A 24,160-nucleotide genomic window follows, 5' to 3' on the forward strand; every position below is an offset into this window, starting at 1 on the left:
GCCTTTTGCGTGCGCTGTGCGCCATGTCTCCGCCCGACCTGGATGTCGCTTTTCGGACCCCGGTTGTCGCTTTCTGGACGGAACAAGATCTTCCTCTTTTGAACGGCGTAGGACCGGCCAACAATTGTCCCGGAAGGACCGGTTCATTGCTTGGTACGGCTGAGCACACCACTCACGTTCAGGACCTCGTGGCACCCCTCCGCCTGACGGCCGGTGGCCGGTGTGCCCGGCTTCGCGCAGGTCACGTCGACGGTCACGGTGGCGTTCTCAGGGATCTTGATGGGGGTGACCCAGTGGTAGTCCTGGTTGCGGAAGGTCTCCAGCGCGATCGTGGTGATCTTGCGGTCGCCGAACGAGATGGTCAGCACCCCTTCGTCGCCCTGGAAGTTGGCGACGACGATGTCCGTGATCCCGAAGACGGTGTCCTCGGGCACCCGGTAGGTGCCGGTCTTGGTCTCCCCGCCGGAGGTCTGGAGGTCGATGGTGGCCGAGCTCTGCTGGCCGCCGCCGAGTGCGGTGCCGTCGCCGCCGCCTCCGGGCGGGGCGTCGCCGGGCGAGCCGGGGGACGCGTCCGGCTCCTGGGCGCCGGGCCGGTTGTCGGGACCGCCGCCGGAGCCGGTGCCCGGGGGCTGTCCGTCCTGCTCCCCGCCGGGCGTGGGACGCGGCTGGACCACCTCGTTGGCCGCTTCCTTGGCGGCGCTGCGCACCGCGGGGCGGACCAGCATGAACCAGGCGAGCAACAGCGCGAGCAGCGCGGCGAGCAGGGCGAGCAGCCACTTCGGGAAGACCGGGATCTGGACGAACTCCGCGTCCAGCGGGGGCCGGACGGCGGTCTCGTCCTGTCGTGCCTCCTCCTGGTCACCGGATTCGGCGGGGTCCACGGTGAACGGCCACACCACGGGTTCGCCGAACCACACCGGCCTGCCCGTGCGGACTTTCAGCCGGACCTCGGCCGACTCGCCGGGCTCCAGCTTCGGCTCGGCGGGGCTGAAGGCGAACCCCAGCTCCTCGCCGGCCTGGCCGGGGGTGAAGCCAAGCTGCACCGGGGTGTTGCCCTGGTTGCGCACCGCAAGCCGGTAGCGGCCGCGCAGCCAGCCGCGCCGCCGGCGCGGGGCCAGCTCGGAGTCCAGCTCGTGGAACTCCTCGACGTGCACCGTGGTTTCGGGTACGCGCACCGAGTCCGGGTGCTCGGTCGGCAGCACCCGCACTCCGAGGGGCACGTCACCGGCCCGGATCTCCGGGGAGCGCGGCGGCGCCAGACGGATCGTCACCGTTTCGGACGTACCGGGATAGAGAGAGACCCGTGGAGGCTCCACGGTGGCCCAGGAGGCGCAGTCCCCGACGACCTCCAGGCTGTACGCCTCGACGATGTCGCTGTTGTTGCGGACGGTCAGACTGGTCGTGGCGATGGCGCCCGGGGCCACCGTCACCGCCGGGATGTCGAGGCCGGGCGCATCGGGGCCGGAAGAGGCTGGAGAAGGCGTCACGCCACCACGCTAGGACCGCGCCGGGGCCGCCACGAGGGGCCCGAGGGCAACGCCGGGGCAGTCGCGATGCCCGGGAAGCCAGCGCCGACTCCCCTGCACGGGTGAGCCGTTGAGGTATCCCGCCGTCTCGCGCGCGCCGCCCTCCGGCGGTCGCCCCGCCCTTACGCCAGCTCCCCACGAACTCATGGAACAGGTGACCCCCATGCCCTGCTCACAGGAGAACAGTTCCGCCGTGTCCGGCACCACGTCGCAGACGACCGCCCAGGGCCGGACCACCGTCCACCACACCCCCGGCTCCGGTCGCGCGGACCGGACGACCGTGGCCGTCTACGCCGCCGATCCGATCCTGCGCGTCGGCGTCGTCCAGCAGTTACGCAGACGGCCCGAGGTCGATCTGCTCGACGAGGCCGACGCGGAGCGGGCCCAGGCGTCGCTCGTGGTCGTGGACCATGTCGACGACGAGGTGGCCGCCCTGCTGCACCGGCTGCGGCTCAACACCGTCACCCGCACCGGCCTCGTGGTCGGCACTCTCGGCTCCGGCGCGCTGCAACGCGTCATCGAGTGCGGGGTGTCGGCGGTGCTGCGCCGCTCCGAGGCCGACCAGGACCAACTCCTCCACCTGGTCCTGGCGATCGCCAACGGCGAGGGCGTGCTGCCCGGTGACCTGCTGGGCACGCTGCTCACCCACGTCGGCAGCCTCCAGCGCTCGGCGCTCGACCCGCGAGGGCTGTCCCTGTCCACGCTGACCACGCGCGAGGCGGACATGCTGCGCCTGGTGTCGGAGGGCATGGGCACCGCGGAGATCGCCCGCAAGACCGCGTACTCGGAGCGCACTGTCAAGAACGTGCTGCACGAGATCATCACCCGGCTGCAACTGCGCAACCGGGCCCACGCGGTGGGCTACGCACTGCGCAACGGGCTGATCTGACGCCGGACGGGCACCCCTGCGCTGCCCGAAAGCGCACCCCGTGCTTCCCCCGGGTACGGCCCCGCCGCCCTGCCGCGGCGTGCGCGGCCGGCGGAAGGTGGCGGGGGCACATCCATTGCTGCACCGGACTGCGAGGGGAACTGTGATGGGCACCGCTGTCCCCGGCGGGCGTAACCGCCTGGGGAGACTTGGCGCGTCGTTGCTGCTGATGATCCCGCTGCCGGCGGTGGTGTCGGCCTCCGGGCAGGGCAGCGCCGAGGACCGGCCGCGGGTGGCCGACGCCGCGGAGACCCGGGTCGCGTACGCCGGCACCCGGCACCGCAGTCTCGGCCGGGTCGCCACCGCCACCTCCAGCACACCGCTGTTCGGTGCGGGTCCGGCCCACTTCGACGTGCAACCGTCCGCCCTCGGCGACCAGATGGTCTTCGCGAGCCGCCGTGACGAGAAGAACCCGCAGATCTACCTGCGCGGCGCCGACGGTTCGGTACGCCGTCTCACCAGCGGCCGGGACGCGGCGCACCCCCGGCTGACGCCGGACGGCAGGGCGGTGGTGTTCGACTCGGCCGAACCCGGCGGCCCGGGCGGCGGGACACAGCGCGACCTGTGGCTGGTGCGCACCGACGGCACCGGTCTGACACGGCTCACCGACACCCCTTCGGACGAGGAGTGCCCGACGGTCTCCCCCGACGGGCAGCGCCTGGCGTACTCCAGCGACATCGATCCGACGGCCGGACAGCAGGTCTACGTACGTCCCGTGGACGGCGGCACCGACGGCGGCACCGCCTCGCGGATCACCGACCCCGCGAACGGCGGTGCCACCGAGCCGGTGTGGAACCCGGTCGACGACGCCGCGCACCGGGACCTGATCGCGTACACGGCCACCGGGCAGAACGGGCCCCGGCTGCGGGTGACGAACGGGACCACCGACGGGCCGCTGCTCGGGGGCGCGTTTGCGCAGTGGCGTGCCCACGGGGCAGCGTGGCTGCCCGACGGGGACGGGGTGCTGTTCCTGAGCCCCGAGATCACCTGTGACTGCGAGGGCGACTGGGACCATGTGTTCCGTACGGCGGCGCACTCCGACCAGACCCCGGGGCTGGTGCTCAACGAGGACCGGGAGGTCCTCTCGCCCACCTGGCTCGGCCCGCTCGACGGCGGCGGTGTGGTGGTGGAGCGCACCTCGGCGTCCGGCCCGCACGTGGTGACGTTGCAGGACGCCCGGATGGACGGGGCCGACCCCCGCGATCTGGGGCTGACGATCCTCAAGGAGGACCCGGCGGCCGACACCAACACCGATCCGGCCAAGGACCCCCTGTTCCGGCCCGCGGCGGCGTACGACCCGTGGACCGAGCGGCAGAACTACACGCCCGACGGCCGCCGGATCGTGGTGACCCGCTTCGAGGACACCCCCGACGGCAGGATCGAGCGGATCTGGAGCGCGGACGCCGACGGCTCTGGCGCGGCGCCCATGCCGCTCGCGGGACGCGGCCCGAAGGACTGGGACACCGACCCGACGTTCTCCCCGGACGGCAAGTACCTCGCCTTCACCCGGACTTCGCCGGGCGGTGCCGGCGAGGCAGCCGGACCCAGCCGCATCCTGATCGCGGACGCGGCCACCGGGGCGCTCACCGGCGAGATCACCCCGCCGGCCGGGCAACTCCGGGGCGGGGACGCCCAGCCCACCTGGTCGTCCGACGGCACCACCCTCGCCTTCACCCGCAACCATGTGATCGACGGGGGCGGCGGCAACAAGCACATCTGGACCGTGCCCGTGAACGACCTGGGCCGGCAGCGCGATCTGAGCGCCACGATCTGCCCGGACAGCTGCGAGGTCATCGACGACAGCCCGGCGTTCTCGCCGGACGGGCTCAGCATCGCCTTCAACCGCAAGAACGGCGCGGGCCGGATCGACGAGCAGAACGGCATCCTCCTGACGTCCCTGTCGGGCGACGACTGCCGGGCGCTGCTGCCCGCCGCCGCCCGCGACCTCCCCGGCGCCTGCGGCCGGGAACTGCCGGACACCTCGGCCACCGGCCCGTTCCAGCCGCGTGACGCGGCCTGGACGGCCGACGGCGAGGGCCTGGTGTTCAGCTCCCGTGCGGGACTCGCGGTCAACAGCCCGGAGAAACTGCACCTCCTGGACGTCGGGTCGGGCGACCTCACCCCGCTCACCGACCGGCTCCCGGGCCGGCAGAAGGAACCCAGCGTCCAGCAGTCCGTGGACCTCGCGGTCCAGGCCCCCGGCACCGCCCCGGAGGTCACCGTCGGCCGCTCCACCACGGTCCGCGTCGGCGTCGTGAACAACGGCCCCGCCGCCTCCCCCGGTACCCGGCTGACCATCGCTCCGCCGCCCGGCGCCCGCGTCACGGGGCTGGCCTGGCCCGGGGGCACCTGCGACGCGGCCTCCCTCCAGTGCGACGTCGGGGTGGTGCCGCCCGGTACCACCGTCCCGGTGGACGTGACCCTCACCGGGGTCACCCCGGGCGACGCACCGGTCGACTGGTCGGTCACCGGCGCCGTGCTGGATCCACGGCCGAGCGACAACGCCGGCCGGACCGTGGTGCCGGTGCGCGAGGCCACACAGCCGCCGACGCCGCCCACCCCGACACCTCCCACGCCCCCTACGCCTCCCACGCCCGCACCGCCGACCCCGCCTCCCCCGGCACCGGCCCCCGTGCCCCCGCAGCCCGACGAGCCCGAGGCCGGGCCCGGGGTGCGCATCACGGCCCAGCCGAACCCCGGCTACGTCGGCGGGCGCGTCGTGGTGACGTACACCGTGCGCAACGGCCTGGGCGCGCTGGCCACCGGGCTGCGGCTGCGCGTCGGACTGCCCCCGGGCATCCCGGACAACGGGCCGGCACCTGGCTGCGACCGCTCCTGGGTGTGCGCGCTGCCGGACCTGGCCCCGGGCGCGAGCACCGTCGTACGGGTGGTCCTCAGCCCGAAGAAGGCGCAGACCGGCAGCGTCACCGGCGAGCTCACCACCACAGGGACGGACGCCGACCAGGGCGACAACACCGCCCGCCGGCGGATACGGATCCTCCAGCCGCGCATCGTCGCGGTGCCGGCGATCGGCAAGCCCGGCTTCGTCACCTCGGTGCGCGGCAAGGACTTCCCGCCGGGAGTGCCCGTGCGGTTCACCTGGAATCCGGGGATCACCGCGGCTGCGGCGCCGACCGTGCCGGAGCCCGACGGTACGTTCATCGGCCAGTTGCTGATCCTCGCCAAGGACCGGACCGGACCGCGCACCATCACCGCCAAGGGTCCCGGGTTCTCACCGGTGAAGACCGACTTCCTGGTCGTCACCGGCAGCGTGCAGCCGCCCGACGAAGTGACCCGCCGATGATCCACGAGGTCGACGAGGGGCTGCGCCGACTGCTCGGCGAGTCCGGTCTGGAGGCATCGGGCGTCGAGGTGGTCTTCGACGCGCCCACCCGGGACTGGGCGGCGCGCCGCAGCGCCCCGACGGTGTGCGTCTTCCTGTACGACATCCGTGAGGACGCCACCCGGCGCGGCAGCGGCGCCGGGGAGGTGTACGACGCGGAGGGGCACCTGGTGGCGCGGCGCAGCCCGCCGCGCTGGTTCGAGCTGACGTACCTGGTCACGGCGTGGGCGAGCCGCCCGCAGGACGAGCACCGGCTGCTCTCGCAGGTGCTCGCCTGCCTGGTGGCCGCCGACACGCTGCCCGCGCGGCTGCTCACCGGCACGCTCGCCGAACTCGGCCTGGCCGTGGGCCTGGACGCCGCCGGGGCCGGGCTCGACGCACCGGCCGCCTCCGATGTGTGGTCGGCGCTCGGCGGGGAGCTGAAGGCGTCGCTCGGGGTGCGGGTGCGGGCGCCGCTCGCGGGGGTGAGCACGGCCGCCGCGCCGCCGGTCACCGAAGGGCTTGTCGTGCGCTCCGCCGCCCGGCGCGAGGGCGGGGAGCCGGCGCCCGGGCGCCGGCTGCGCTACACGGAGACAAGCGATCCGGGCCCGGACGGCTTCTCCGGTCCGCGCGAGCGGCGGCCCGCGCCCGCCCGGCGCCGCCGGGGGGACCGCCAGCCGTGAGACGCACCGCGGCACTCGCCGTGGTGCGGTCCACGGGTCGGTGCCGCGCCCGCTGGCCCCGCGCCGGAAGGTCCCGCGCCCGTCGGCCCGGCCTCCCGTTGGTCCCGCGCCCGCTGGTCCCGCACCCGCTGGCCGGCGCCCGTCGGTCCCGCGCCGGTCGGTCCCACACCCGTTGGTCCCGCACCAGTCGGCCTCGCACCCGCTGGTCCCGCGCCTGTCGGTCCCACACCCGTTGGCCCGGCCCCCGTGGCCGGCGCCCGCTGGCCCCGCACTCGCTGGTCCCTGCGCCGGTCGGCGTCGCGGGAGGACCGCGAGGCTGTTCGGTTCGACGTCGGCCGTGCCGTGCGTGCGACCGCGTGACCGTTCCCTTATCGCCGACCGGCTGCGCACGGGAAACCTCGCAACCGTTCGGCCCGACACCGACCGGCGCCGCCGGGGAGATCGTCTGCCGTGACACATATCGCCGAACCTGTCGTCGACCGATCCGACGCCGTGGCTTCCTCCGCCGTGGCTTCCTCCGCCGATGTCGCAGCCGAAGCCGGCCTCGCCACGGAACCCGTCGGCAGGCCCGTCGCCCTACCTGCCGACGGGCCTGCCGACCGAGCTAGAAACCGAGCTATCGACCGAGCTGCCGTTCGCCCCGGCGCCGAAGCCGTCTCCGCCGATGGGGAGCAGCACCTGTGGGCTCGGCTGCACGCGGTCGAGGAGCGGGTGCGGCGCGCGGTGGCGGTCCGCCGCGCCGCCGACCCCGACCCCGATGACCCGTACCGGGGCCAGTACCTCACCCCCGAGGCGGCGGCCCGCATCCTGGACGAGCCGGGGGGCCTCGACGTACCCGCCCACGAGCTGTGGCACCCACCGGCCGGCTCCCCGCTCGACGGCCTCGCAGGTCGGTTCGGACTGTCCCCGCTGGACCTGGACCTGCTCCTGGTCGCGGTGGCGCCCGACCTGGACGCGCGGTTCGAACGGCTCTACGGCTACCTCAACGACGACCTGACGCGCCGCCGGCCCACGGTCGGGCTCGCCCTGGAGCTGTGCGGGCTCGCCGGGGCGGCGTCCGCCCGTTTCCGGATCGCCCCCGGAGCGCCGCTGGTCGCGGGTGGTCTGCTGGAGGTCACCGAGCCGGAACGGCCGCCGCTGTCCCGCGTCCTGGCGGTCCCCGACCGGGTCACCGGGCACCTCCTGGGCAACGCGCAGCCCGACGCCCGGCTCGCCGGGGTGCTCGGCGAGGCCCACGAGGACCCGACCGCCGAGGCGGCGGAGGTCCGCCGGACGGCGGCCGCGGCCGGGACCGGCGTCGGCCTCGTCCATCTGCGCAGCCGGGGCGGTGACGCCGAGGGACTGGCCGTCGCCGCCCTGCGCGCGGCCGGGCTGCGCCCGCTCGTCCTGGACGCGGTGGCGCTCGCCCGGCGCGCCGGTGAGGTGCCGGAGCTCGCCCGGGTGGCCGCCCTCGAAGCCCGTCTGACCGGGGGCGGGGTCGTCCTCGGCCCTCTGGAGGCGCTGCCCGCGGAGCCCGCCGAACGTGCCCGTGTGCTCGGGGTGTTGTGCGCGGCGCTGCGGGGAATCCCGCTGTTCACGCACGGCACCCTCGGCTGGGACCCGATGTGGGCGGCCGACACCCCCCTCGTCGTGACCGTACCGGCTCCTTCTCCCGAGCGGCAGGCCACGCGGTGGCGGCACGCCCTCGACCGGGCCGCCGGTGGCGGCTCCGCGACCGGTGACGCCGAGGCGCTGGCCGGGGCGGTCGCCGCGCACCGCCTGGACTCCGGACAGTTGCGCCGCGCCGCCGACGCGGCGGTGCGCACGGCCGCCCTCGACGGCCGCCCGGTCGGCCCCGACGACCTGCGAACAGCCGTGCGCGCCCAGAACGGCGCGGGGCTCGACCGGCTCGCCCGCCGGGTGGAGCCGGGCGTCGGCTGGGACGACCTGGTGCTCCCGCCCACCACCAGCCGTCGGCTGCGCGAACTCGCGCTGCGCGCCCGCCACCGTGAGCAGGTGCTCGGGCAGTGGGGGATGCGGCCGGGCGGCGGGCGGGGGCGCGGTGTGATCGCGCTGTTCGCCGGTGAGTCGGGCACCGGCAAGACCATGTCCGCCGAGGTCGTCGCCGCGGACCTGGGCATGGACCTGTACGTGGTGGATCTGTCCACGGTCGTCGACAAGTACGTCGGGGAGACGGAGAAGAACCTGGAGCGGATCTTCACCGAGGCGTCGGCGGTCAACGCGGTGCTGCTCTTCGACGAGGCCGACGCGATCTTCGGCAAGCGCTCGGAGGTGAAGGACGCGCACGACCGGCACGCCAACATCGAGTCGGCGTACCTGCTCCAGCGCATGGAGTCGTTCGACGGGATCGCGGTCCTGACCACCAATCTGCGGGCCAACCTGGACGAGGCGTTCACCCGCCGCCTGGACGTGGTGGCGGACTTCCCGGTGCCCGACGCCGGCCGGCGGCTCGCCCTGTGGGAGCGGTGCCTGGGCGACCGGCTGCCCCGGGCAGGCGACCTGGACCTCGGCTTCTGCGCGGACCGCTTCGAACTGGCCGGCGGCTCGATCAGGGCCTGCGCGGTGACCGCGGCCTACCTCGCGGCGGAGTCCGGCGGACCGCTGACCATGCGGCAGGTGGTGACGGCGGTCGTGCAGGAGTACCGCAAGCTCGGACGACTGGTCCTGGAGGGCGAGTTCGGCCCGTACCTGGCGGAGGTCACCGACGCCTGAGGGCTGGGCCTGAGGGGGCCGCCGTCCCGTGCGCGGTGCGCGGTGCGGTGCGCGGTGCGGAGCGCGGTGCGCGGTGCGGAGCGCGGTGCGGAGCGCGGTGCGCGGTGCGGAGCGCGGTGCGCGGTGCGGAGCGCGGTGCGGAGCGCGGTGCGCGGTGCGGAGCGCGGTGCGCGGTGCGGAGCGCGGTGCGCGGTGCGGAGCGCGGTGCGCGGTGCGGTGCGCGGCAGAAGCAGAAGGACACCGGCCCGGCGCCATGGACTCGGATCCCCTCACGAAGGCGGAGAGCGCGAGTCAGGCCCTCGTCCCCTGGACCTGCCTGAACATCTCGAAGATGGCGGCGGCGACCGGCAGCCACTCCTCCGGGGGGACCTGGCCGGGCAGGCGGCGAAGCTCGATCTGCACCAGCTCGGACACATCGGGCGCGTGCCCGGGATCGAGCCGATGGTGCTGGCCCATGGCCGGTGAACTGGCCTTCATCCCCTCGGTCACCGCGCTTCCCCCGCCCGCGGACATCAGGTCCGGCCCACCGGAGGCGATGCTGTCCAGCCACTGCCTGCGCCGCGGGCCGCGGGACTTGGCGGTGTCGCCCGCACCATGGTCGGCGAAGCCCTCCTTGTAGACGGGGTCGTCCGGTACGAGACCGGCCACCGCGAGAACGCGGGCAGGGTCGAAGGCGGACCTCGCCTCCTCGGGCAGCGCCGCGTACATCGCGGAGAAGCTCATACGGCTCATCAGGGGCAGGAAGTACTTCGCCTGATCCTGCCGTCCCGACTGCTGGGCACCGGCCAGCAGATACGAGAACACCAGAGCCAACAGCCCCTTGAGCTCTCCCGTTTCGGACGTCTGGAGGTCCGTGACGTACTTGTCGGCCAACGACCGGGCGTCCGTGAGGATCGCCGCGTCCCGCCTCGGGTTGGCGCCGCCGAGCGTGGTCGTGTTGGTGCGCTTCTCCGGATCCTCCCCCAGGATCGCCACGTCCTCCGGGTTCGACGGAGACTTGAGGGGGAGTTCCTGGCTCACCACCGCCTCGAAGAGGGCGAGCATCCTCTCCAGGGCGACGCCCCCGGTCGCCTGCGGCTTCGCCAGTGGTGGGTACAGACGGTCCGTGCCTGGCACGTACACATCGTTTCCGTTGTGCTGATGGGTGGTGCCCTCCTCCGACAGGACCTCGTGCAGCTCCGCGTTCCCGTCCATGAGGGCGGCCAGCTTAGTCGCGGTATGGAGCTGTCCGAACGCGTTGGCCATCTCGCTGACGGCCCTGCCCATCCTCTCCAGCTCCGGGGTGTCGCCCTCCTCCTCGAAGGGAACGGTCACGAACTCCAGAGCGCTGGCGTCGGGAGTGATGTACCAGTCACCCGACGCGGCCTCGAAGACCTTCTCGTTCTTGGAGATCACCGGCTCTTCGCCGGCCCGCACCAACATATTGGTCTCGAACTCGAATCCGACCTTCCGCTGGATCTCCACGGCTCCGCCGGCCGCGGGGCCGCTCCGGGTCGTGGCGAACGTCCGGTCCGTGTCGCGCTGGACCGTGTCACGCTGGACCGGGGCCGGGGCGGCCATCGCCGCGGCCGAGACCGCCTCCGCCTCCCGTTCCGCGCGATCGTTCCTGTCGGAGATCCTCAGACCGTTCCCCGTGTCGGTGCCGGGAACCGGCCCTTGGCGTTGCTGGCGGACATGATGCAGTTCGTGCGCCAGGACCTGCGGCCTGGACACGTCTCCGACGACATGGTCCCCGGAGGTGAACGCGATCGCGCCGATGGACCGGGCCACTTCGATGTCGCGCGGCGAGTCATGCAGGGACACCGCCCGAAAGGTGCCCGCGGGAGCCCCCAGCCGCCCTTCCATCTCCGAGACGACCGGCTCCGGAAGCGAGCGGCCCCGGGACCGGAGCACGTCATGGACCGCGGAGCGCTGGACCGTATCGGCGTGCTCCCCTTGGCAGGAACCCGCGTCGTGCCGGTGCGCGTCACGCTGCACCATGCGGGTCACCGCCGCGTTGCCGACGCTCCGCTGAAGGGCGGGGATCGTGTCCGGTGCCGGGCCGCCCCTCGCATGTACCGCCGGGCTCGGGGCCGTCGACACAGTGCGGGACGCGGGACGCTGCGGCTTGTCCGCGCCAGGTGTCTTGCCGACGTCTCGCACGCGCATGAAGCGATCCTTCCCAGGGGGCCGAGGAGTGTCTTCCTCATACAAATGGGGCCGGCGGCGCTACCGGAAGGGAAGCGAGGGCATTGCCCTGTGCGCTCCCGGCTGGACCGAAAGGGCAGCACGAGCAGCACGAGGGGCCCCCAGGGGCGCCGGGGGTCCCCTCGGCCCGCCCACCGGCCGGACCCGGAAGCCGTGCCCCCACCGAAGGCGACAGGCGTACGAGGACGGGGCCGCCTCCTGTTCCCACACGCGGTCCGCCCGGTCGGCCAGGTCCGGGACTCGCGGGGAGTCCGGAAAGGCAGCGATCTTGCCCCCGGCCAGGGCCGCGGGTCCCTGTCGCCGTGCCGGAACGCCCCGAAGACTCGGCCTGGACACAGGTGACTGATCCGCAGGACGCGAAGGAGCGAGCATGCCGACGTACCTCACCCCGGGCGTGTACGTGGAGGAGGTGCAGTCCGGTGCCCGACCGATCGAAGGGGTCGGCACCGCCGTCGCCGCGTTCGTCGGGTTCGCCGAGAACGGCCCGTTCCACGCGCCGACGCTGGTCACCAGCTGGGACCAGTACACCCAGCAGTTCGGCGCTTTCGCCGAGGGCACCTACCTGCCCCACGCGGTCTACGGGTACTTCGCCAACGGCGGCGGCGCCGCGTACGTGGTGCGGATCGGCGGCTCCGCCGAGGACGCCTCCGCCCCCGCGGCCGACGGCGCCCGGCGGCGCGAGACCGGCGCGGTGGAGCCGGTGGAGCTCGGCGGGTTCCTGGTCGCCGCCCGGCCCGGCGTCTCCGGTGTGTCGGTGGAGGTCGCCGACGCGGACGGCGAGAACGCGCCGGAGGACCGCTTCAAGGTCCTGGTCCGTCAGGGCGACGAGGTGGTGGAGACGTACGAGGTCTCCACCCGCAGGAACGTCAAGGGGTACCTGGTCAACCAGGCCCGCTCCTCCAAGCTGATCGAGGTCACCGAGAAGCGGGGAGCCACCCAGAGCCGGCCCGCGAGCCGGACCGTGGCGCTGCCCGACGCCCCGGCCGCGCCCGCCGCGCCCGGTTCCGGCGAGGTGTCGCGCCTCGGTCCGGCCGAGTACGTCGGCGACGCGGCGGCCCGTACCGGGTTCGGCGGCCTGGAGACCATCGACGAGATCACCATGGTCGCGGTGCCGGACCTGATGAGCGCCTACCAGCGCGGCGACATCGACGCCGAGGGCGTGCGCACCGTACAGCTCGCCGTGATCTCGCACTGCGAGCAGATGGGCGACCGGGTGGCCGTCCTGGACGCCCCGCCCGGGCTCTCCGCCCAGCAGGTGCGCACCTGGCGCAACGACGAGGCGGGCTACGACTCCCGGTACGCCACGCTCTACTACCCGTGGGTGCGGGTCTTCGACCCGGCCGCCGGACGCAACACCACCGTCCCGCCGAGCGGTCACATCGCCGGTGTGTGGGCGCGCAGCGACGCCGAGCGCGGTGTGCACAAGGCGCCCGCCAACGAAGTGATCCGCGGCGCGGTGGACCTGGAGCTCCGGCTCAGCAAGGGCGAGCAGGACCTGCTGAACCCGATCGGCGTGAACTGCGTACGGGCCTTCCCCGGCCGGGGCGTCCGGGTGTGGGGCGCCCGCACCCTCTCCTCCGACCCGGCCTGGCGCTATCTGAACGTGCGCCGCCTGTTCAACTACCTGGAGGAGTCGATCCTCCTGGGCACCCAGTGGGTGGTCTTCGAGCCCAACGACGACCGGCTGTGGTCCAGCATCCGCCGTAACGTCACCGCGTTCCTCACCGAGGAATGGCGCCGGGGCGCGCTGTTCGGCCGCACCGCCGAAGAGGCGTTCTACGTGAAGTGCGACCGCGACAACAACCCGCAGGAGTCCATCGACCAGGGTCGGGTCATCTGCGAGATCGGCGTCTCGCCGGTGAAGCCCGCGGAGTTCGTGGTCTTCCGGCTGGCCCAGTTCTCCGACAGCACCAGCCTCATCGACGAGTGACCCGCGGGTCCGGCAAGGAAAGGTGACAGACAGTCATGGCAACGGGCGATGCTCTTTCCACCCATATCTTCGGCGTGCAGCTCGGCGGCTACATGGTCGAGTCGATCCAGGAGATCAGCGGGTTCACCGTCGAAGAGGATGTCGTAGAGGTCAAGCAGGTCAGCCAGGACGGAAAGCAGATCATCCGCAAGCAGCCGGGTGCCCGGCAGGCCGGTGAGATCACGATCACCCGCGGGATCGACCAGAGCAGCGAGTTCACCAACTGGATCAAGGAGACGCTGAACAACGGCGCCGTCAACACCGCGCGGCAGAACCTCACGATCGAGATCAAGGACACCGAGGGCAACACGGTCCGCCGCATCCAGCTGATGCAGGGCTGGGCCTCCAAGTGGGAGGGCCCGTCCCTGAAGGCGGGCGAGTCGTCCCCGGCCACCGAGTCCGTGACGATCACGTTCGAGGAGATCGTCGTCGAATGAGGCGCCGTACGGTGACGGCGGGCAACCTGGAGGAGCTCCTCCAGGTGACGGCGCCCGCCCAGGCGTCGGAGCAGGCGGCGGCCACCCCGGCCCCCGCCCCCGCCCCCACTCCCGCGCCGAGGGAGGACCACGGGCTGCGCACCGAGTTCGAGTTCGAGCTGCCGCGCGGATACGTCGACGAGACGGGCACGGTGCACCGGCACGGCACGATGCGCCTGGCCACCGCCCGGGACGAGTTGCGGCCCCAGATCGACCTGCGGGTCAAGGAGAACCCGGCGTACCTGAGCGTGGTGCTGCTGAGCCAGGTGATCACCCGGCTCGGCACCATCAGCGATGTGCACGCCGGGATCGTGGAGCGGATGTACGCCACCGACGTGGCGTTCCTCCAGGACTTCTACCGCCGCGTCAACAGCGAGGGCCACACCCGCGCGGCGGTCACCTGCCCGCACTGCGAGGGCGGCTTCGAGGTCGACCTCTCGGGTGGGCGCCTGGGGGAATCGTGACGTACGCCCTTCCCCGGCTCCGGGAGGAGATCGCGTACATCGCCTACCACTTCCACTGGCAGCGCGAGGAGATCCTCGACCTGACCCACGGCGAACGCCAGGAGTGGGTGGCCGAGATCGCCCGCATCAACACCCGTATGAACGAAGGCGGTTGAGTACATGGCATGGCGGGACAGGCTGCGCCGCCGCGGCCGGTCCGGCTCCGGCGGTCCGGCCGCGTCCGTGCCGGACGGTCCGGCCGGCGACGGCGGGGGGCCGGGCACGTCCCGTGCCACCGGCTCCGCCGCGGGCGGTTCCGCCGTGCCCGGCGACTGGGACGGCGGCTGGCGTCGTACCGCGCCACCGACCCTCACCGTGGCCCGCACCCCGCTCGGCGTCAGCGACGGCCTGACCTTCCGCGCCGGCCTCGCCGCCTGGCAGAACCCTTCCTTCGACAGCGGCCTCGGCCATGCCCTGCTGCCGACTGCTCCCACCGGTGTGGTCCGCGGCGTCACCCGCCTCGCCGCCCCACGGCCCACCCGAACCGGTGGCGGGCCACTGCTGCTCCGGGCCGTGCGGCCGGACGGGGCGGACGAGCCGCAGGGCGGCACCCCGGGCGCCGGGAACGCGGTCAGCGCGGGACGGACCTCGGGCGGTGGCGGTGGCGATGGCGGTGGCGATGGCGGTGGCGGTGGCGGTGAGCCAACTCCGGTCGCGCGTCGGGTGCGACCGGGGGCCGCGTCGGGATCGTCCGGATCTGGTACGTCCCGGTCGACGGCATCCGGTTCGGGTTCATCGGGATCGGCGTCCGGTTCGAGTTCGTCCGCTTCGGGTCCGTCTGCTTCGGGTCCGTCAGGTTCACGTTCGTCCGGATCGGGTCCCACCGGGTCGGGGTCTTCCGGGTCTGGTTCATCCCGTTCGGCGGGTTCCGGTCCCGGCTCGTCCGGTACGTCGGGCTCCGCTTCGGGGTCTCCCGGTACGACGCCGTCCGGCTCGGCGCGCTCAGGAGCGGGCGCCGGCGCTGGGCCCGTGGTTCAGCGTGCCGCCGACAACAGCAGTGCGGGGCAGGGCCGTTCGGCCGATGCTCCGCGCACCCGTGGCATCACGTCCGCGGATTCACCCGCCGTGCTCTCCTCGTCGCCTCCCGCCGTCCAGCGGGCCGTGGAGCCGGGCACGGCACCGTTGGTGACGCCGGCCGACACCGGCCGCCGGACCGCCGCTCGCGGGATTCCGCCGGTACGACGGGTTGCGGTGATCCCTGGTACAGCCGTCGGCGGACCCCGGCCGGACTCCGGGAGCGCACCCAGGTCGCCGGGCGGTTCAGGGGGGCGTACGTCCTCCGGCCCGGCCGACCGGCGAACGGCGGCGTCGGGGACAACGGGGACAACGGGGACGCCGCGGACGACGGAGCCAGGGGCCCATGGGGGCAGCAACCTGCCGGAGGCAGCGCGTGCCACTGGCGTCGACGTGTCCCAAGTGACCGTCCGGCCCCGCCCGGTGGGCCCCCGCCTGACCGTCGCCCGGCGCCAGGCCGGACCGGCGCGCCGCGTTCCCGCCCTGCGTCCGCCCGCCGCCGTTCCGGCACCGGGCGCCACCTCCGACACGCCCGGCCCTGCCACGACCGCACCGGCCGGTACGACGGCGCCCTCGACGCCCCCCGTGCAGCGGACCGTCCCCCGCACGGGAAGCCGCGCACCGCTCGGCGCTCCGCTCAGCGAACTACCCTCCACCGCAACACCGTTGGCGGATGGCGCCGCCGCCCCGCGTCCCGCGGCGCCCGGCGCCGGGTCCGGGACCGGTCCTGCGCTTCCCGTCGTCCAGCGTCAGGCGGACGGCCCGGGCGCATCCGACGCCGGTGTGCAGCAAACCGCTCAGAACGGCCCCGCGCCGCGCCGGACGTCCGACTCGGGTCGGTCCGGGGCACGCACTCGTGGCGGTCTGGGAGCACCGCTGCCCGCGCTGCCGCCGAGCGCCGACGTGCCCGGTTCGGCCGCGTCCGGCGCCCGCGCTTCCCGTCCTGCGCCCGGCCCGCACATCCAGCGCGCTCCGGCCCGCCGGGACGAGGGCGGCTCCGCGGCCACCCCAGACTGCGGCCGGACGCCGACCGAGGCCGCACCGCCCGCACGCGGGGACGGCAGGGCGAGGGGAGCGGGCGCACCGCTGCTGGGGTCGGCCGACGTCCAGCGCCGGGTCGCCGACGACTCCGTCGCCCGGGACACCACGTCACCCGGTCACCCCGCGGACCACGGAACCGGGCCCGCCACGCCCCTGGTGACGCCGCCATCCGCACCGGCAGGCACCCCGGCTCCGGAAGGGAGCGTGCCGCACCCCGGCCCGCAACAGCCCCAAGTCCCCGGCGCCCCTGGCCCGGTCGTCGTGGCCCGCGCCGTGGCCGAAGGCACCCCGGACGCGGGGACCCTGGCCGCCGACAGGCCCTCCGCCCAGGCGGCACCCCGCCCCCACCGCACCGCGGCCCGGACCCCCGGCGCGGCCGGCCCGGACCCGCTCACCGTGACCGGCTCCGGGGCCCTCTCCGCTCCGGCGGCACCGCTCACCCTCCAACTGCTCCCCGCGCGCCCGCTCACGCTGAGCACTCGCGCCACGGAAGGCACGGCACAGCCCGCCGCCGCCCCGTCCGGCACCCGTCCCGTGGTGCCGATGCGCTGGCCCGGCGCCCCGGCCGCTCCCCAGGGCCAGGGCGGCACCGGCACGCCCGCGCACCCGGCGCCGGGCCCGTCCGCGGGCGCCCCGGCGACGCCGCACGTGCAGCGGGCCGCGAACCCCGACTCCGGACCGGCGGCCCCGCAGATCCAGCGGGCCTCGACCGCACACCCCGGACCTGCCGCCCAGGCGGCACCGTACGTCCAGCGCGCCGCGACCCTGCACGCCGGGCCACAGAACTCGGGCCCACAGACACCCGGTTCCTCCGTCTCCGTCCAGCGCGTCCCGGTCGTACAGCCTGTGCCGCCGGGCCACGCGACCCCGGGGGCGAGCGGTCCGGCCGCCGCCGTGCCGGGGCGGGCCCTTCCGGTGACCGCCCCGCTGACGCCGCCGCTCGCGGACCGTCCGGCGGGATCGGCCCCGTCGGCCTCCGCAGCGGCCGGGAACGTACCCGTGGTCCGGCCCCGGGCCGCCGCACCGGGCGGCGGGGCAACCCCGGTCCAGCGTGCGCCCTACGCCGCGGACGACTCCGTACTCACGGGGAAGGCCGCCAAGCCGACGCTCGGTCGGCAGCGGTCGCACTCCGCGGCCGGCGACCTCGCCACCTCCCGTGTCGAAGCAGCCGGTTCGGAGCAGGTGCGCGGTCGGCCGCGGTCGGCCTCCGAGAGCTCCGCCTCCGGCAAGGCCGCCGCCAAGCGCACGGCCAGGCGTGCCGAGACGCCGCAGGACCCCGGCCTGGACCTGGACGACCTCGCGCGCCGTCTGATCGACCCGGTGTCCCGGCTGCTGCGCACCGAGCTGCGGCGCGGACGGGAACGTACAGGCCGCCCCTACGACGGACGCCGCTGAGGGCGTGGCACGGAACGGATGACGGACGAATGACGGACAACATCTTCGCGACGAGCGTGTTCTTCAGACTCGTGATCGGCGGCAACGACCTGGGCGCCTTCCACACCTGCTCCGGCATGGGCGCCGAGGTCGAGATCGAGACCTACGCCGAGGGCGGCAACAACGCCTTCACCCACAACCTGCCCGGGCGGGTGACCTGGTCGAACATCACACTCACCCGGCCGGTCACCAAGGACACGGCGAAGATCGCCAAATGGCTCGACGAGACGCTGAAGAAGGTCGAGCCCAAGGACGGCGAGATCGTGGCGCTGAAACCGGACCTGACCAAGATCATCAGCTGGCAGGTCTTCGGGATCGTCCCGGTGCGCTGGCAGGGCCCGTCCTTCGACCCCAACAACTCGGAGGCGGCGGTGGAGACGCTGGAGATCGCCCACGAGGGGCTGAGCCCTTCCTGATCCCCTGTCATGAACCGTCCGCCGCCCAACTGATCGTCCCGGAAAGGAAGTCCCGGCATGGCCAAGTCATCCCGCACCAGTCGGGCCAGGGCCCAGCTGACCCTGAAGGAGCCCCCTGCCTCGGTCGGCGCGAAGCCCGGCGGGACGCTCGCGCGGCTCGACCTCCAGTTCAACCCCTCCTCCCTGGAACTGCGCAAGACCACCGAGTGGCGGCGCTCCCCGTCGCGGATGGCGGAGGAGTCGGCGCTGCCCGAGTTCGTCGGCAGCGGCCCGCGCGAGCTGAGCCTGGAGGTGTTCCTGGACGCCACCGCCAAGCACGACAACTCCGTGGAGCAGGCGGTGGAGAAGCTGATGAAGGCCTGCGTGCCGACCAAGGCCAGCCTGGGCCGCAAGAAGCCGGCCAGCCCGTGGGTGCGGTTCGAGTGGGGCAGCGCGCGGACGACCTCGTTCGACGGGGTGCTCTCCAGCCTGTCCGTGACGTACACGCTGTTCGACGTGGACGGCAAGCCGCTGCGGGCCACCTGCCAGCTGTCGATCGAGGAGGCGACCGTCGGCCCGTCGGGGCAGAACCCCACCTCCGGCGCGCGCACCGCCCGCTCCACCCACACCGTCGTGGCGGGCGACAGCCTGGCCCTGCTGGCCTGGCAGGAATACGGCGACGCGACGGCCTGGCGGGTCATCGCGGAGGCGAACGGAATCGACGACCCGATGGCGCTCGTACCCGGCACCGAACTGGTGGTGCCGGCCATGAGCGACGCGGGCGCTGAGGAGGAGCTGTGACAGGCGGGGCACGGGACGGCCGGTCGTTCGCGGCGGACCCCATCGTGGAGGCGCCCGGCGAACTCCCGCCGGTCTGGGCCGCCCAGCTGGTGAGCTGCGTGGTCGACGAGAACGTGGGCCTGCCGGACGCGGCGGTGCTCACCTTCCGCGACCCCGACCACGAGTTCCTGAGGAAGACCGGTATCACCATCGGCACCCCGCTGAAGGTCTCGGTGATGACCGTGACCGGGCAGGCCCGCGAGCGGCTGTTCAACGGCGAGGTGACCGCCCTGGAGGTGGACCGGGACCGCACGGGTTCGTTCACGCTGGTGCGCGCCTACTCCAAGGCCCACCGCCTGCAGCGGGGCCGGAAGGTGGTGGCGTACCGGAACATGACGGCGTCGGCGATCGTCCGCAAGGTGGCCGCAGGGGCGGGGCTCGCCTGCGGCACCGTGCAGGCCGCGCCGGTCACCTACAAGCAGCTCTCGCAGGCGAACGTCTCCGACTGGGACTTCCTGCTGTTCCTGGCCGCCGAGAGCGGGGCGCAGGTGCGCGTCGACGACAAGGGGATGCTCCAGTTCACCAAGCCGAAGAAGGCGTCCGGCGCGCCCGCGCCGTCGACCTCGGCCGCCAGGAACCCGCTGGTGCTGGAGTACGGGCGGAACCTGCTCGCGCTGCGCGCGTCGCTGTCGGCCGCGGACGGTGCGTCGCAGGTGGAGGTGCGCGGCTGGGACGTCACCACGAAGCGGCCGCTGGTGGCCAGGACGCCGTCGGTGACCAGTGACACGGTGGTGCCGGGGCTGAGTCCGGCGCTCGCCGCCCGGTTCGGCAAGTCGTCGAAGCTGACCGTCACCGACACCCCGTACCGCACGCAGGCCGAGACGAAGGCGGTCGCGGACGCGGTGGCCGATCAGGTCAGCGCGGGCTTCGGCGAGCTGGAGGTGCTGGCCGAGGGCAACCCGCTGCTGCGGGCCGGCAAACCCGTGGCGCTCGGCAACGTCGGACAGGCGTTCTCCGGCAAGTACACGGCGACGGCGGTGCAGCACGTCCTCGAACCGCACGGCGGATACCGGACCACGGTGTGGGTCAGAGCCGGCCCCGACCGCTCCCTGACCGGCCTGGTGACCGGCGCCGACGCGCCGTCCCGCGGCTCGCGCATGCCGGGACTCGCGATCGGCGTGGTGACGGACGTACGCGAGCCGGGCGGCGCTCAGAGCGGCGGGGTGAAGCTCAAGTTCCCCTGGCTGGACGACACTTACACCACCGACTGGGTGCGCACCGTGCAGTGGGGCGGCAAGGGCGGCGGAGGCGTGGTGAGCCCCGAGGTCAACGACGAGGTCCTGGTCGGCTTCGAGCAGGGTCTGCTGGACAGCCCGTATGTCATCGGCGGGCTCTACAACGGCGTCGACAAGCCCTCGCCGCACGACGTCCCGCTGATCGACAAGACCACCGGGAAGGTCAACCGCCGCTCCGTCGTGTCCCGTTCGGGGCACCGGCTGGAGCTCCTTGACGCGAGGGCACCGGGCCTCTCCGGGCTCAGGCTCGCATCCGCCGACGAGCGTCTCGAGATCAAGGTCGACCAACGCAAGGGCAGGATCGAGCTGACGGTGTACGCCCGGAAGGGCGGCAGCCCGCTCAGCTCCGTCGTGCTCGACAGGAAGGGCATCACCGTGGACGCGGGACGGGGCGATGTGAGCGTGTCCGGCCGGAACGTGGACATCCAGGGCAGGGTCGGGGTGAAGATCGGCGGCCGCAATGTGAACATCGACGGCAGCGCGAACGTCGACATCAAGGGCCGCACGGGCGTCACGGTCGACGGCGGTCTGCTCGGCGTCCTCAAGGCCAAGCTCATCAGGATCAACTGACCTCCGCCCCTACCTGCCCCTACATGTCCCCCCACCTGCCCCCACCTGCCCAAGGAGCACCGCATGCCAATGGCAGCCCGTACCGGTGACCAGACCAGCCACGGCGGCACGGTCGGCACCCCGCCGCCCATGGCCGCCAGGTCCGTGGCGACCGTGTGGATCGGCGGCAGACCCGCCGCCGTCGTGGGCAGCCTGGTCGTCTGCCCGATCCCGCCGCATGCCGCCCTGGGACCGGCCAATGTGATCAAGCCCGACCCGAGCTCGCTCGCCAAGGACCAGGTCCTCATCGGCGGCCTGCCGGCCGCACGGCAGCGCGACCAGTCCACGTGCGGCGCGATGGTCGTCCTGGGCGCCCCCAACGTCCTGATCGGGGGCGTGTGATGAGCGAGCGGTTCATCGGGCGCGGCTGGGCGTTCCCGCTGCGGGTCGGGCCGACCGGCGGGATCGCCCTGGTCGACCGGGAGCGGGAGATCGAGGAGGCGATCCGCCTGGTGCTCGGCACCGCGCCCGGCGAGCGCCCCATGCGCCCCGAGTTCGGCTGCGGCATCCACGACTACGTCTTCGCCCCCGGCAACGGAGCCACCGCCGGACGCATGGCGCAGCAGGTGCGCGAGGCCCTGGAGCGGTGGGAGCCGCGGATCGCGGTGGACGACGTGGTCGTCGCCTTCGACGCCGTCGAGGACGGCACCCTCTACATCGACGTGCACTACACCGTGCGTTCCACCAACGACCGGCGCAACCTGGTCTTTCCCTTCTACACGATCCCCTCCGAGGAGGGGGCCGAGGAATTGGTCGCGGACTGATGGCCCTGCCCTCCCCCAACCTGGACGACCGGCGGTTCCAGCAACTCGTCGACGAGGCGAAGCGGTACGTGCAGCAGCGCGCCCCGGAGTGGACCGACCACAACGTCTCCGACCCGGGCGTCACCCTGATCGAGACGTTCGCGTACCTCGTGGACCAGTTGCTGTACCGGCTGAACCGGGTCCCGGACAAGAACTACACCGCGTTCCTCGACCTGCTGGGCATCCGCCTCTTCCCCCCGGCCGCGGCCGGGGCCGAGGTCGACTTCTGGCTGTCGGCGCCGCAGCCCGACACGGTGGTGCTGCCCGCGGGCACCGAGGTGACCACCGCACGCGGTGACTCCGAGGAAGCGGTGGTCTTCACGACCACGGCCGAACTGCACATCGTCCCCAGCGAGTTGACGCGTCTGGTCACCGCGCCGCGGACCGGTGAGCAGACCGACAGGACCGGGACGCTCGCCGAAGGACGTGACGTGCCCTGCTTCCAGGCGGCGCCGGAGCCGGGTGACGCGCTGCTGTTCGGCCTGCCGGCGGCGGTGCCGCGCTGCGTGGTCGCGGTGCACCTGGACAGCCGCGTGGAGGGCATCGGCGTGGACCCGCGCCAGCCCCCGCTGGTGTGGGAGGCGTGGGACGGCGGCGGCTGGCAGCTGTGCGAGACCGGTGCGGACACCACCGGCGGGCTGAACCGGCCCGGCGAGGTCATCGTGTACGTACCGGCCGGGCACACGGCCTCGGTGATCGGCGGGACACGGGCGGGCTGGCTGCGCTGCCGCGTCACCGAGGCGGAGCAGGGCCAGCCGTTCTACTCGGAGTCCCCGACGGTGCGCGAGGCGGCGGTGTTCACCGTGGGCGGCACCATGTCCGTCGAGCACGCCGAGACCGTGACCGACGTGCCGCTCGGCACCTCGGAGGGGGTCCCGGGGCAGACGTTCCGGCTCGGCCGCCCGCCGGTCCTGCTCGACGGCGAGCCCCCGGTGGTGGAGGTGTCCTCGGCCGAGGGGTGGCAACGCTGGGAGGTGGTGGAGCACTTCGGCCGCTCCCGGTCGGCCGACCGGCACGTCCGCGTGGACGCCACCACCGGCGAGTTCGCCTTCCCCCCGGCGCTGCGCGAGCCGGACGGCACGCTGCGGCAGTGCGGCGCCGTGCCGCCCAAGGGCGCCCAGGTGCAGGTGGCCCGCTACCGCACCGGCGGCGGCCCGGCGGGCAATGTCGCCCGCGGCGCGATCTCCGTGCTGCGCAGCTCCGTCCCGTACGTGGCACGGGTCACCAACCGGGAGGCGGCGCGCGGCGGCGTCGCCGGTGAGACCGTCGCCAACGCCAAGCTGCGGGCGCCGGAGGCGCTGCGGATGCAGGAGCGCGCGGTGACCGCAGAGGACTACGAGATCATCAGCCGCCAGGCGGCACCCTCGGTGCGCCGGGTCCGCTGTCTGCCCGCACCGGAGGGCGCGGGTGCGGTGCGGGTCCTGGTGGTGCCGGACGCGGTGGCCGACGACGGCGACGACCGGCTGCGCTTCGAGCAGCTGATCCCCTCGGACCAGGTGCTCCGGGCGATCACGGCGAGCCTCGACGAGCGACGCCTGATCGGCACCCGCCTCCTGGTGGAGCCGCCGGTCTACCAGGGCGTCACCGTCGTGGCCCGGCTCACGGCGGCGCCGGGCGACACCGACCGGGTGCGCGACGCGGCGCTCGCCGCTCTGTACCGGCACCTCAACCCGCTGTACGGAGGTCCGGACGGCGCCGGGTGGCCGTTCGGACGGCCGGTGCAGTACGGGGAGCTGTTCGGCGTACTGCAACGCGCCACCGGCAACGTGCTCGTGGAGGAGATCCTGATGTTCGCCGCCGACCCGATCACCGGGCGGCGCGGCGCGCCGTCGGACCGTATCGACCTGGCCGCGGGCGCGCTGGTCTTCTCCTACCAGCACCAGGTGGTCGTCACGGCCGCCGAGCCGGGGGCACGGCGATGAGCCGCGCCGCCGTCCCCGGCCTGCCGAGCAGGTACCCGATCGGCGGGCAACTGCCCGCCCTGTACGCGGACGACGACTTCGCCCAGCGGTTCACCGCCGGTCTCGACACCGTCCTCGCCCCGGTGTTCGCGACCCTCGACAACCTGCCCGCCTACCTCGACCCCCGGGTGGCTCCGACCGACTTCCTGGCCTGGCTGGCGTCGTGGGTGGGCGCCGACGACGACCCGCGGTGGCCCGTGGAGCTGCGCCGCGAGGCGGTGGTCCGCGCGGTGGAGCTGCACCGGTGGCGCGGCACCCGGCGCGGTCTGGTCGAGTGCCTGCGCCTCGCGCTCGGCGTGGACGCCGAGGTGACCGGGGACGGCGGCGCGGCGTGGTCGAGCACGCCGGGCGCCGACCTGCCGCCGGAGCCCCCCGCCGAGACCCTGGTCCGGGTGTGGCCGGGCCGCCAGACGCGGGTGGACGCGGACCGGGTCCGGGAGATCGTCCGGGCCATGTCCCCGGTGCACACCGTCTGCCGGGTGGAGGTCCTGCCCGGCCCGCCCGCCGACGAAGGGAGGTGAG

At 73.9% G+C, this 24,160-nt stretch carries 18 protein-coding genes; 16 read left to right on the forward strand and 2 right to left on the reverse strand.

Translation table 11 applies throughout. The features are described 5' to 3' along the window. Positions 1-143 precede the first annotated feature (143 nt). Positions 144-1,487 carry a hydrolytic protein gene (locus tag KK483_RS08790; protein WP_262004650.1) on the reverse strand — a complete coding sequence of 448 codons (1,344 nt, stop codon included), beginning with the start codon at positions 1,485-1,487 and terminating at the stop codon, positions 144-146. 202 nt (positions 1,488-1,689) lie between these two features. On the opposite strand from KK483_RS08790, the gene KK483_RS08795 reads away from it, so the two are divergent. The 4 genes from KK483_RS08795 (at position 1,690) to KK483_RS08810 (ending at position 9,171) form a co-directional block, all read left to right on the forward strand. Next, positions 1,690-2,415, forward strand: coding sequence for a LuxR C-terminal-related transcriptional regulator (locus tag KK483_RS08795; protein WP_262004651.1), 726 nt, complete (start codon positions 1,690-1,692; stop codon positions 2,413-2,415). A 145-nt stretch (positions 2,416-2,560) separates the two neighbouring features. Further along, complete coding sequence (locus KK483_RS08800) at positions 2,561-5,758, forward strand: hypothetical protein (protein ID WP_262004652.1); 3,198 nt, start codon at positions 2,561-2,563, stop codon at positions 5,756-5,758. Then, positions 5,755-6,459 carry a DUF4255 domain-containing protein gene (locus KK483_RS08805; RefSeq protein ID WP_262004654.1) on the forward strand — a complete coding sequence of 235 codons (705 nt, stop codon included), beginning with the start codon at positions 5,755-5,757 and terminating at the stop codon, positions 6,457-6,459. Before KK483_RS08800 ends, KK483_RS08805 begins: the two co-directional genes overlap by 4 nt. 618 nt (positions 6,460-7,077) lie before the next feature. Next, the gene (locus tag KK483_RS08810) at positions 7,078-9,171 is read left to right on the forward strand and encodes an ATP-binding protein (protein WP_262009404.1); all 2,094 of its coding nucleotides are present in this window, start codon (positions 7,078-7,080) and stop codon (positions 9,169-9,171) included. Between the two features lie 291 nt (positions 9,172-9,462). Here KK483_RS08810 and KK483_RS08815 read toward each other — a convergent pair whose 3' ends face one another. Then, positions 9,463-11,319: a DUF4157 domain-containing protein gene (locus tag KK483_RS08815; protein WP_262004655.1), complete on the reverse strand. Its 1,857-nt coding sequence runs from the start codon at positions 11,317-11,319 to the stop codon at positions 9,463-9,465. A 409-nt stretch (positions 11,320-11,728) separates the two neighbouring features. Here KK483_RS08815 and KK483_RS08820 point away from each other — a divergent pair, with 409 nt between their 5' ends. The 12 genes from KK483_RS08820 (at position 11,729) to KK483_RS08875 (ending at position 24,159) form a co-directional block, all read left to right on the forward strand. Next, complete coding sequence (locus tag KK483_RS08820; RefSeq protein WP_262004656.1) at positions 11,729-13,288, forward strand: phage tail sheath family protein; 1,560 nt, start codon at positions 11,729-11,731, stop codon at positions 13,286-13,288. Positions 13,289-13,323: 35 nt separating this feature from the next. After that, on the forward strand, positions 13,324-13,764 hold the full coding sequence (locus KK483_RS08825) for a phage tail protein (RefSeq protein WP_262004657.1): 441 nt from the start codon (positions 13,324-13,326) through the stop codon (positions 13,762-13,764). Next, a complete protein-coding gene (locus KK483_RS08830; RefSeq protein ID WP_262004658.1) occupies positions 13,761-14,267 on the forward strand; it encodes a zinc-ribbon domain-containing protein in 507 nt (168 codons plus the stop codon). Before KK483_RS08825 ends, KK483_RS08830 begins: the two co-directional genes overlap by 4 nt. Beyond that, positions 14,264-14,422 carry a DUF6760 family protein gene (locus KK483_RS08835; RefSeq protein ID WP_262004659.1) on the forward strand — a complete coding sequence of 53 codons (159 nt, stop codon included), beginning with the start codon at positions 14,264-14,266 and terminating at the stop codon, positions 14,420-14,422. The genes KK483_RS08830 and KK483_RS08835 overlap by 4 nt, the downstream gene beginning before the upstream one ends. Before the next feature lie 1,681 nt (positions 14,423-16,103). Then, the gene (locus KK483_RS08840; RefSeq protein ID WP_262004660.1) at positions 16,104-17,756 is read left to right on the forward strand and encodes a hypothetical protein; all 1,653 of its coding nucleotides are present in this window, start codon (positions 16,104-16,106) and stop codon (positions 17,754-17,756) included. A gap of 29 nt (positions 17,757-17,785) precedes the next feature. Then, entirely contained in the window at positions 17,786-18,211 is a 426-nt protein-coding gene (locus tag KK483_RS08845) for a phage tail protein (protein WP_262004661.1), read from the forward strand. A gap of 57 nt (positions 18,212-18,268) precedes the next feature. Further along, entirely contained in the window at positions 18,269-18,991 is a 723-nt protein-coding gene (locus tag KK483_RS08850; RefSeq protein ID WP_262004662.1) for a LysM peptidoglycan-binding domain-containing protein, read from the forward strand. After that, positions 18,988-20,835, forward strand: a complete 1,848-nt coding sequence (locus KK483_RS08855) for a VgrG-related protein (protein ID WP_262004663.1) — start codon at positions 18,988-18,990, stop codon at positions 20,833-20,835. Before KK483_RS08850 ends, KK483_RS08855 begins: the two co-directional genes overlap by 4 nt. A 63-nt stretch (positions 20,836-20,898) precedes the next feature. After that, positions 20,899-21,216 carry a PAAR domain-containing protein gene (locus KK483_RS08860; RefSeq protein ID WP_262004664.1) on the forward strand — a complete coding sequence of 106 codons (318 nt, stop codon included), beginning with the start codon at positions 20,899-20,901 and terminating at the stop codon, positions 21,214-21,216. Next, positions 21,216-21,638 (forward strand): GPW/gp25 family protein, encoded by a 423-nt coding sequence (locus tag KK483_RS08865; protein WP_262004665.1) that lies wholly within the window; start codon positions 21,216-21,218, stop codon positions 21,636-21,638. The genes KK483_RS08860 and KK483_RS08865 overlap by 1 nt, the downstream gene beginning before the upstream one ends. Further along, a complete protein-coding gene (locus tag KK483_RS08870) occupies positions 21,638-23,599 on the forward strand; it encodes a putative baseplate assembly protein (RefSeq protein ID WP_262004666.1) in 1,962 nt (653 codons plus the stop codon). Before KK483_RS08865 ends, KK483_RS08870 begins: the two co-directional genes overlap by 1 nt. After that, the gene (locus tag KK483_RS08875; RefSeq protein WP_262004667.1) at positions 23,596-24,159 is read left to right on the forward strand and encodes a phage tail protein; all 564 of its coding nucleotides are present in this window, start codon (positions 23,596-23,598) and stop codon (positions 24,157-24,159) included. Before KK483_RS08870 ends, KK483_RS08875 begins: the two co-directional genes overlap by 4 nt. Position 24,160: the final 1 nt, after the last annotated feature.

The sequence above is a fragment of the Streptomyces sp. FIT100 genome, assembly GCF_024584805.1.
GTDB lineage: Bacteria > Actinomycetota > Actinomycetes > Streptomycetales > Streptomycetaceae > Streptomyces.

What these genes read in the sequence shown, in the direction of transcription:
- KK483_RS08850 (WP_262004662.1), top strand. Translation starts at nt 18,269, where the DNA reads ATGGCCAAGTCATCCCGCACCAGTCGGGCCAGGGCCCAGCTGACCCTG.
- KK483_RS08830 (WP_262004658.1), top strand. Translation starts at nt 13,761, where the DNA reads ATGAGGCGCCGTACGGTGACGGCGGGCAACCTGGAGGAGCTCCTCCAG.
- KK483_RS08795 (WP_262004651.1), top strand. Translation starts at nt 1,690, where the DNA reads ATGCCCTGCTCACAGGAGAACAGTTCCGCCGTGTCCGGCACCACGTCG.
- KK483_RS08870 (WP_262004666.1), top strand. Translation starts at nt 21,638, where the DNA reads ATGGCCCTGCCCTCCCCCAACCTGGACGACCGGCGGTTCCAGCAACTC.
- KK483_RS08875 (WP_262004667.1), top strand. Translation starts at nt 23,596, where the DNA reads ATGAGCCGCGCCGCCGTCCCCGGCCTGCCGAGCAGGTACCCGATCGGC.
- KK483_RS08815 (WP_262004655.1), bottom strand. Translation starts at nt 11,319, where the DNA reads ATGCGCGTGCGAGACGTCGGCAAGACACCTGGCGCGGACAAGCCGCAG.
- KK483_RS08805 (WP_262004654.1), top strand. Translation starts at nt 5,755, where the DNA reads ATGATCCACGAGGTCGACGAGGGGCTGCGCCGACTGCTCGGCGAGTCC.
- KK483_RS08865 (WP_262004665.1), top strand. Translation starts at nt 21,216, where the DNA reads ATGAGCGAGCGGTTCATCGGGCGCGGCTGGGCGTTCCCGCTGCGGGTC.
- KK483_RS08825 (WP_262004657.1), top strand. Translation starts at nt 13,324, where the DNA reads ATGGCAACGGGCGATGCTCTTTCCACCCATATCTTCGGCGTGCAGCTC.
- KK483_RS08845 (WP_262004661.1), top strand. Translation starts at nt 17,786, where the DNA reads ATGACGGACAACATCTTCGCGACGAGCGTGTTCTTCAGACTCGTGATC.
- KK483_RS08820 (WP_262004656.1), top strand. Translation starts at nt 11,729, where the DNA reads ATGCCGACGTACCTCACCCCGGGCGTGTACGTGGAGGAGGTGCAGTCC.
- KK483_RS08860 (WP_262004664.1), top strand. Translation starts at nt 20,899, where the DNA reads ATGCCAATGGCAGCCCGTACCGGTGACCAGACCAGCCACGGCGGCACG.
- KK483_RS08800 (WP_262004652.1), top strand. Translation starts at nt 2,561, where the DNA reads ATGGGCACCGCTGTCCCCGGCGGGCGTAACCGCCTGGGGAGACTTGGC.